6 protein-coding genes are annotated in these 7,365 nt (G+C 63.7%); 3 read left to right on the forward strand and 3 right to left on the reverse strand.

Annotation, left to right across the window (positions count from 1 at the left end):
• The first annotated feature begins 50 nt into the window (after nucleotides 1-50).
• Together EOD07_RS15675 and EOD07_RS15680 are read left to right on the forward strand one after the other, a co-directional pair.
• A complete protein-coding gene (locus tag EOD07_RS15675) occupies nucleotides 51-1,883 on the forward strand; it encodes a cellulose synthase catalytic subunit (protein WP_245470164.1) in 1,833 nt (610 codons plus the stop codon).
• Between the two features lie 267 nt (nucleotides 1,884-2,150).
• On the forward strand, nucleotides 2,151-2,555 hold the full coding sequence (locus EOD07_RS15680; RefSeq protein ID WP_127236119.1) for a hypothetical protein: 405 nt from the start codon (nucleotides 2,151-2,153) through the stop codon (nucleotides 2,553-2,555).
• Between the two features lie 230 nt (nucleotides 2,556-2,785).
• On the opposite strand, the gene EOD07_RS15685 is transcribed toward EOD07_RS15680, so the two are convergent.
• The 3 genes from EOD07_RS15685 to EOD07_RS15695 all read right to left on the reverse strand — a co-directional run bounded on the left by EOD07_RS15685 (nucleotide 2,786) and on the right by EOD07_RS15695 (nucleotide 6,455).
• A complete protein-coding gene (locus tag EOD07_RS15685; protein WP_127236120.1) occupies nucleotides 2,786-3,862 on the reverse strand; it encodes a glycosyltransferase family 2 protein in 1,077 nt (358 codons plus the stop codon).
• 5 nt (nucleotides 3,863-3,867) lie between these two features.
• Nucleotides 3,868-4,785: a lysylphosphatidylglycerol synthase domain-containing protein gene (locus tag EOD07_RS15690; protein WP_040984688.1), complete on the reverse strand. Its 918-nt coding sequence runs from the start codon at nucleotides 4,783-4,785 to the stop codon at nucleotides 3,868-3,870.
• 110 nt (nucleotides 4,786-4,895) lie between these two features.
• Nucleotides 4,896-6,455 (reverse strand): glycosyltransferase family 39 protein, encoded by a 1,560-nt coding sequence (locus tag EOD07_RS15695; protein WP_245470165.1) that lies wholly within the window; start codon nucleotides 6,453-6,455, stop codon nucleotides 4,896-4,898.
• 162 nt (nucleotides 6,456-6,617) lie between these two features.
• Between EOD07_RS15695 and EOD07_RS15700 the strand changes: the two genes are divergently transcribed.
• Nucleotides 6,618-7,365 (forward strand): DUF995 domain-containing protein (locus EOD07_RS15700; protein ID WP_245470162.1); only part of this gene is annotated, 748 nt, incomplete at its 3' end.

A 7,365-nucleotide genomic window follows, 5' to 3' on the forward strand; every position in this document is an offset into this window, starting at 1 on the left:
GTATGGGCGTATCTGGGGATGCCGGCGTCGTCGGCGGCAAAACGACGTCAATGGGCCAGGTTGGCGAGGTTTCGACCGGCCACGGCCCCAGGGGTCCTTATCTCGTGCCCGTGCTCACGCCGCGCCAGCAATCGACCTTGCGGCTGGGCCTCGCTTTCTGGTTCGTCACGCTGGCTTTCTTCTGGTCATGGTGGCTGCGGCCCGAGCATATCGGCCATGTCGGGCCCTTTGCCTTCGCCACCATCGTGCTGGCCTGGCTGACTTTGATGCCGATGTACTTCCTGCTTAACGTCCATGCCTCGAGAAAGTCGTCGAAGCTGCATACGATACCGAAGCGGTCGCGCGTCGCCATGGTGGTCACCAAGGCGCCGTCGGAGCCTTTCGCCGTGGTGCAGCGCACGTTGGAAGCGATGCTGGCGCAGGACTATCCGCACGACACCTGGCTTGCCGACGAGGATCCGACCGAGGCGACGGTTCGCTGGTGCGACGCGCATGGCGTGCTGATCTCGACCAGGCGCGGCCGCGAGGACTATCACCGCAAGACCTGGCCGCGCCGGACCCGCTGCAAGGAAGGCAACCTGGCTTTTTTCTATGATCAGTACGGCTACGAACGCTACGACTTCGTCGCCCAGATGGATGCCGACCATGTGCCGACGCCGACCTATCTGAGGGAAATCCTCTATCCTTTCGCCGACCCCGGCGTCGGCTATGTCTCGGCACCCAGCATCTGCGACAACAATGCCGACGAGAGCTGGGCGGCCCGTGGCCGCCTGTTCCCGGAGGGCATGTTCCATGGCCCCTTGCAGTCCGGGCACACAGGTGGGGGCGCGCCGCTCTGCATCGGTTCGCATTACGCCGTCAGGACGCGGGCGCTGCGCGAGGCCGGTGGCCTTGGTCCGGAACTGGCCGAGGATCATTCGACCTCGATGCTGATCAACGCTGCCGGCTGGCGCGGCGTGCACGCCATCGACGCCATCGCCAACGGAGATGGCCCGCAGACCTTTGCCGATCTCGTCACCCAGGAATTCCAGTGGTCGCGCAGCCTGGTGACGATCCTGCTCGAATACACGCCGAAATACTTCGCCAGGCTGACGCCGCGGCTGAAGTTCCAGTTCCTGTTCTGCCAGCTCTGGTATCCGCTGTTCGCGGTCTTTGCGCTGATGATGTATGCGATGCCGATCTATGCGCTGTTCACGGGACGCAACTTTGCCAACGTCATGTATGCCGAGTTTGTCTTCTACTATCTGCCGAATTCGGTGGCGCTGGTCGGGCTGGTGATCATGCTCAAGGCCTTCGGCCTGTCGCGGCCGACGACGGCGAAGACGCTGAGCTGGGAAGGCACGCTGTTCCTCTTCTTCGCGCGCTGGCCCTGGGTGCTGTGGGGAACGCTGTCGGCGCTTCGCGACTATGTGACGAAATCCTTCGTCGACTTTCGGGTCACGCCGAAGGGTAGCGGCCCTAAGCATCTTCTGCCCGCGCGCGCCTTCGCGCCTTATATCGTGCTGGCGATTGGCGCGGCTCTGCCGGTGCTGCTGGTCAAGCATCCGTTCGACGCCACAGGCTTCTACTGGTTCGCCGCCTTCAACGCTTTCCTCTATGGCCTTCTTGTCGTGGTGATCATTGCCAGGCATGTCCGCGAGAACAGGATCTCGCTGCGCGCCAACGCCGCGAAATTCGCCCTGCATGCTTCTCTCGCGCTGGTCGCGCTGGGCGTCCCGATCGCGGGTTTCTACGATCGCGGTCTAGAGGGTATCTACGGGCTGCAGCAGGGGGCCGGCGGTTTTCGCATCGTCCGGATCGCCTATGTGATTTCCGGCGCCGGCATGGGCGACATCGGCTCGCGCAAATTCTATTTCGACCCCGGCTGGGAAGCGCCGCGCTGAGTTGAGCGCATGCGAGAGGCCGTTTGCCCCGCAAGGTGAGGCCGCTGCTTCATCACGGCCCTCCCGAAAGAAGATCAAATTTTAATAGTAATCGATCGAGTCGCGAAAGATCGCGCTCATCATCTCGTTTGCACGAATTTTAATAAGTTCCCTCTAATATTAAGCCACGATGTGAATGGCGGCGAGCCGTTCACGCGGCGCGGAAGCCAAGGAAAGAGAAAATATATCCGCGCAAAAACAAGGCGTATTGCGTGGCAGGGGACGACAATGAACGATTTCACGAATGAAGCGGCGGCTGTCGGCAAGAGATATGCTTGCGCCATTGCCGCCATTGCACTGGCCTCGGTCGTGTCTGGCTGCCAGAGCATGGACACGACGAAGACCAGCTCGATCGGCACCATGCCGGTAGCCCACACCACCACAAAGAAGGTGCAATACGTCAAGAAGCATCGGCTGCATCGCGTTCACCGCAAGCCGCTGACGCAAATGTCCAGTGTGACGCGCGTCAGGGGGGAGGCCTATGCCGCCTTCGTACGGTCGCAGCCTATTCGCGTGCCGCGGCCCGTCAGGATTTCCTACAGCGTGGGCAGCGTCGGTCCGCTGCTTGGCCACTCGCCGTGGATTTGCGGCCCGAGTGGTTTCGGTCAGCGCTCGGCTTGCAGGGCGCGCTAGCTAGAGCATGTCTCCCGAAGGTGGTAACCGGTTTCGGGGCAAAGACATGCGCAAAATCAAAAGCCTAAAGCGCATGGAGCGAATCTGAAAGATCGCGACGCGCTTTAGATAAGCGCTATCGCCGGGGCTTGACCACGGGAGCAAGGGGAGGGACGCACGCCGTCGGCGGACCGCCTCTTGCCTTGCGGTCGCCCGCGCGTCGCGGTGTTGGTCGACCGGCCGCCGCGGGACTACTTGCGGCGCGGCTTCGCCTTTTCGCTCGCCGGCTTGCCCGGCCAGTGCCAGCCGTCGCCTTCGCCATGCGCGGGCTGTGGCCGCGCCACATAGGCGAGCGCGCCATTGGCCTCCAGATAGACGCGCGACAGCATCTCGGCGAGCACGCCCGACGTCACAGCCTGCAGTCCGGCGATCACCAGGAAGAAGCCGGTGATCAGCATCGGCCTCGTGCCGATATCCTGCCCCCAGAAAACCTTGATCGCGAACAGATAGGCCAGGATCAGCGAGCCGAGCACGCCGAGCACGATGCCGATGCCGCCGAAGAAGTGGCCGGGCCGTGTGCGATAGCGCAGGAAGAAGAACATGAAGACGAGGTCCAGCACCACGCGGAAGGTGCGCGAGATGCCGTATTTCGATTGGCCGTGGATACGGGCGTGATGCGTCACCACCTCCTGGGCGATGCGGCGCGGCGTCGTCACGGTCGCGAGCCATGCCGGGATGAAGCGGTGCATCTCGCCATAGAGTCGGACGCTGCGGATGACGCTGCCGCGGAACACTTTCAGGCTGCAGCCATAGTCCTTGAGTTTGACGCCGGTGACGCGCGCGATCAGCCTGTTGGCTATGCGCGAGGGCAGGCGGCGCAACCAGAACCCTTCCTTGCGGTCCTTGCGCCAGCCGGCAACGAGGTCGAGATCCTCGGTCAGCAGGCGATAGACCATGCGTGGGATATCGAAAGGGTCATTCTGCAGGTCGCCGTCGAGCGTCGCGATGACGTCGCCGCGCGCGGCGTCGAGACCGGCTTGCATGGCCGCAGTCTGCTTGTAGTTGCGCACCAGCTCCACGCCGTGCACATGCGGCCCGTATTGAACCGCCAGCCGGCGGATCTCGGCGGGCGTGGCGTCGGTGCTGCCGTCGTCGACCAGAACCACTTCCCAGGGCTGGCTGTAATTCTCCATCGCCTGATGGATGCGCACCAGCAGCGGCTCGACATTGTCGGCCTCGTTGTACATCGGGATGACGATGGAGAGCTTGTGCTCGGGCATGACGGCGCCCTCGGGCAGTCCCGATGCGGGGATGGGAAGCACGTTCATGGTGGTCATTTCCTTGCCGGTCCCGCCGCCGGAGTTTCGGGCAGCGTCGATTTCGAGGGGAACAGCCAGGCGATCGCACCGGTTGCGACCGCCGAGCACAAGATGAAGAGATGCAGCGCCAGCGCCGCCTGCAGGCCGTCCTTCATGGCGATGCCGGAATAGAGCAGTGCCGCGGCCGCACCCGCCTCATAGGTGCCGAAGCCTGCGACGCCCTGCACCGGCAGGATGGCGGCGGCCTCCGCGCCGACAGCGCCCGGAAAGGCGGTCTGGAACGAGGTGTTGAGCAGCATGGCGAGCAGCCAGCCCTGCACGCCGAGCTTCAGCGCCCAGTTGGCGATCGTCCACCACCAGCCATAGCGCGACCGTCCCGTCGCTTCCGTGAAGATGTCGCGCAATTTTCCGAGCTTCGAGACGATCCTGCCGCCGGCCGTCCAGTTGTGCGGCGCGCGCGCCCAGCGCGGCAGGTACCATGCGGCGGCGATCAGCGCGGCGATGCCGGCGGCCCTCAGCGCCGGATGCAAACCCGGCCACACCAGGCAAGCCAGCACGCCGACGACGAAAGCATCCTGCAGCCTGAACCACAACAGCGAAGCGCTGGCGCGCACGATCGAGACGCCGAACACCTGGCGCAACAGGATCGGGAAGGCCGTCTCGCCGCCACGGAACGGCACGATGTTGATCATGGCATTGTGGATCAGGATGACGCGCAGCGTGGCGCCGAAGCGGCCGTTCACATCGTCGCGGAATTCGTCGCAGACGCGCAGCGCCCGGAGCACATAGGTGACGAATAGCGCCGCCGCGACCGCCACGAAAGCGCCGGGCGTGATGGAGGCGAAGGCATCGCCGACCATCTTCCAGCGCTGGTCGCTGGCAAGCCATGCCAGCAGCGCCAGAGTGACGACTATCGATATCGCTCTCTTCAACCAATTCTCCGATGGCGCCACCGCCGCGTTGGAGCGGCTTATCCGGTGGTTCGACAATTCACGCCTTCATCCGCGGATCGCTTCGCCGGCGCGCCTCGAACGGCGGGCCGTCACGGGCGGGTGATCCTATAGACCAGCATCGTATCCGAATCCACAAGCTTGGTCGCGGTCTTGTCGAGGTGGTCGATCACCCCGTCATGATGTTTCATGAACTGCCGGTCCTGTTTGTCGGCGGCGTTCTTGGCCGTGCCGAAATAATCCGCGCCCTGCGCCCGTAAGTCCTCGAGCTGCGCGATCGCGGTGGCATCGTCCTCGACGAATTTCGACCATTCGACGTCGCCGCCTCCGGGCGGGAACACCCAGCCGCGCGCCCGGCTGTAGTAGACCGCGACCGGATCGCCTGCCTCCGGCGCGATGGCGACGACAAGCTCGCCCGGCTGGGCGACCCGCGCCAGCTGCTCGCCGAGCAGCTTGCCGTTCATGGCGATCGGCGCCTTCATCGTCTTGAGCAGCGGAAAGGTGGAGAGCGTGAGCGCCAGCGCCGCGATGAACACCGAGCGCAGCATCACAGCCGGCGCGAGAACTGGTCCGGTGCCGAGCGTCGCCAGCACGAGCGCGCCGCGGCCGCAGAACATCGCCAGCGGCACGTGGAAGATATGGTAGTTCCACGGATTGCTGGTGATCTCGCGCGCCGCCGCGACATAGACCACCGCCGCTGCCGCGAGCCAGGCATAGGGAACGGCAGACAGTGCCCGCTCGCCGCTTGCGGCGGGCTTCGGCGGCATCCAGAAGCCAATGGCGATGAGGATCATGAACGGATAGCCGTAGAACCACCAGACCGACGTGTTCCAGACCGATTTGAGGTAGAAACTGTTCTTGAAGAACGTCCAGAAGCCGGAATCCCAGATATAGCCGGAGCCGGCCACGTGGTAGGGCGGGTAGCTGCGGCCGAGATAGATGGCCCAGCCGAAATAGGCGGTGATGACCGCCAGGCTGATCAGTCCGCTGAGCAGAACCCGCGCGGCCTGCCTGTAGCGCCGTTGGAGGATCCAGCAGACCGTCAGGTAGAAGATGACGGCCCCGGCGGCGAGCCCTGGCGGCTTGGCCAGCGCGCCAAGCGTGAAGCTCAGCGTCGCCAGCGGCAGCAGCCACGGTTTGCCGCCTGCCCAGTATTTCGCGAACAGCCACACGCCGAGCGTCACCAGCGCCAGCATCGATGGATCGGGCAGGAACGAACTGTCGATCATCGCCGCCCCCGGCATCAGCGCATAGGCAAGGGCTGCCGCATGCGCATGCACCTCGTCCCAACAGAGCGCGGTCAACCTGTGCAGCGAAAACACCGTCACCATGCCGAACAGCGCGGCGACCATGCGGCCGAACCAGTCGTGCCAGCCGAAGAGTTGGTAGAGCAGCGCGGCGGAATAGCTGACGATCTGGAATTCCCGGCCCTGATAGCTGGGTCCCGGGCCGGTCCAGCTGACCTCGGGAAAAAAGATGTTCCAGCTATGCTGCTGGAAATTGTCGGCCATCATCGCGGTGCTTGTCTCGCGCCAGCTGAAGGCGTCGACCAGTGGCTGGGTGATGTTGTGAAAACGCGCGATGGCGGCAACCAGCAAGATCGCCAGCAGGATTGCGGTGTGGATGCGTGCTGCGCCGACAGCCCGGCGCATGCCGGCAAACGCCGCGCCTTGCAACTCGGTCGTTTCTGCGCTGTCTAACATGTGGAGCAGCCCCCCCGCCGAAGCTATTCTGGCGACATCCAATCGCCAAACAAGGTCAGACTATCACAACATTGTAATATCTCTGGTTAACTAACGGCTTGTAGTGATCACTTGAGCCTCGATTCAGTTGACATCGCAACACCCGCGGCTGTTAATAGTCTCAAGGGCGCTGATCGCGCCGCCATCGGGCCGATAGGCCCGGGCATCGTGACGGCTCGCGGAAAGCCCGAAGAAACATCTTCCAGATCATGGTTCATCGGCCCCGCCGTATCGGGGTCGAAAGGGGGTATCGATATGCGCATGTTCATCGGGACGACAGTTGAAACCACATCGCCATGTGAACCGGCTCGACTTGAGTTCAGCCGGCCCCATCGGCTTGCGGGAGGCGGTTGGCTGGTTGCGCTGCTGGTCGCCTGCGGCCAGCTTGCTCTTAGCGCCCCCGCCAGCGCGGCCCCGCAGAAGAACGGCGCGACAGTCGAGGCGGCCGCCAAGCCCGACATTGCTCCGACGGCTTTCGAGCTGCAGCTTCTCTATGCCGATCGCACCTGGAACTGGAAGAACGGCGCCGCCTATTTCGGAATGGACAGACGCCTGCATGCCTGGACGAAAGGGGAGGATTCCCCCGCCGTCGGCGAGGGCCGCTGGCTGGTGACGGAAAAGGGCAAGATGTGCATGGAACTTGCCTGGCGCTCCAAGACTTATTCCACCAAGCCGCAACGCACTTGCTACAGCCATCGTGTCAACAAGGGCAACATCGAGCAGCGTAAGGACCCTGACGGCACCTGGTATGATTTCAAGCACGCCAAGGACGATCCCGCCGACGAGCACCAGAAGTTCGAGGCGGGTAACACCAAAGGCG

It is taken from the genome of Mesorhizobium sp. M2C.T.Ca.TU.002.02.1.1 (genome assembly GCF_003997225.1).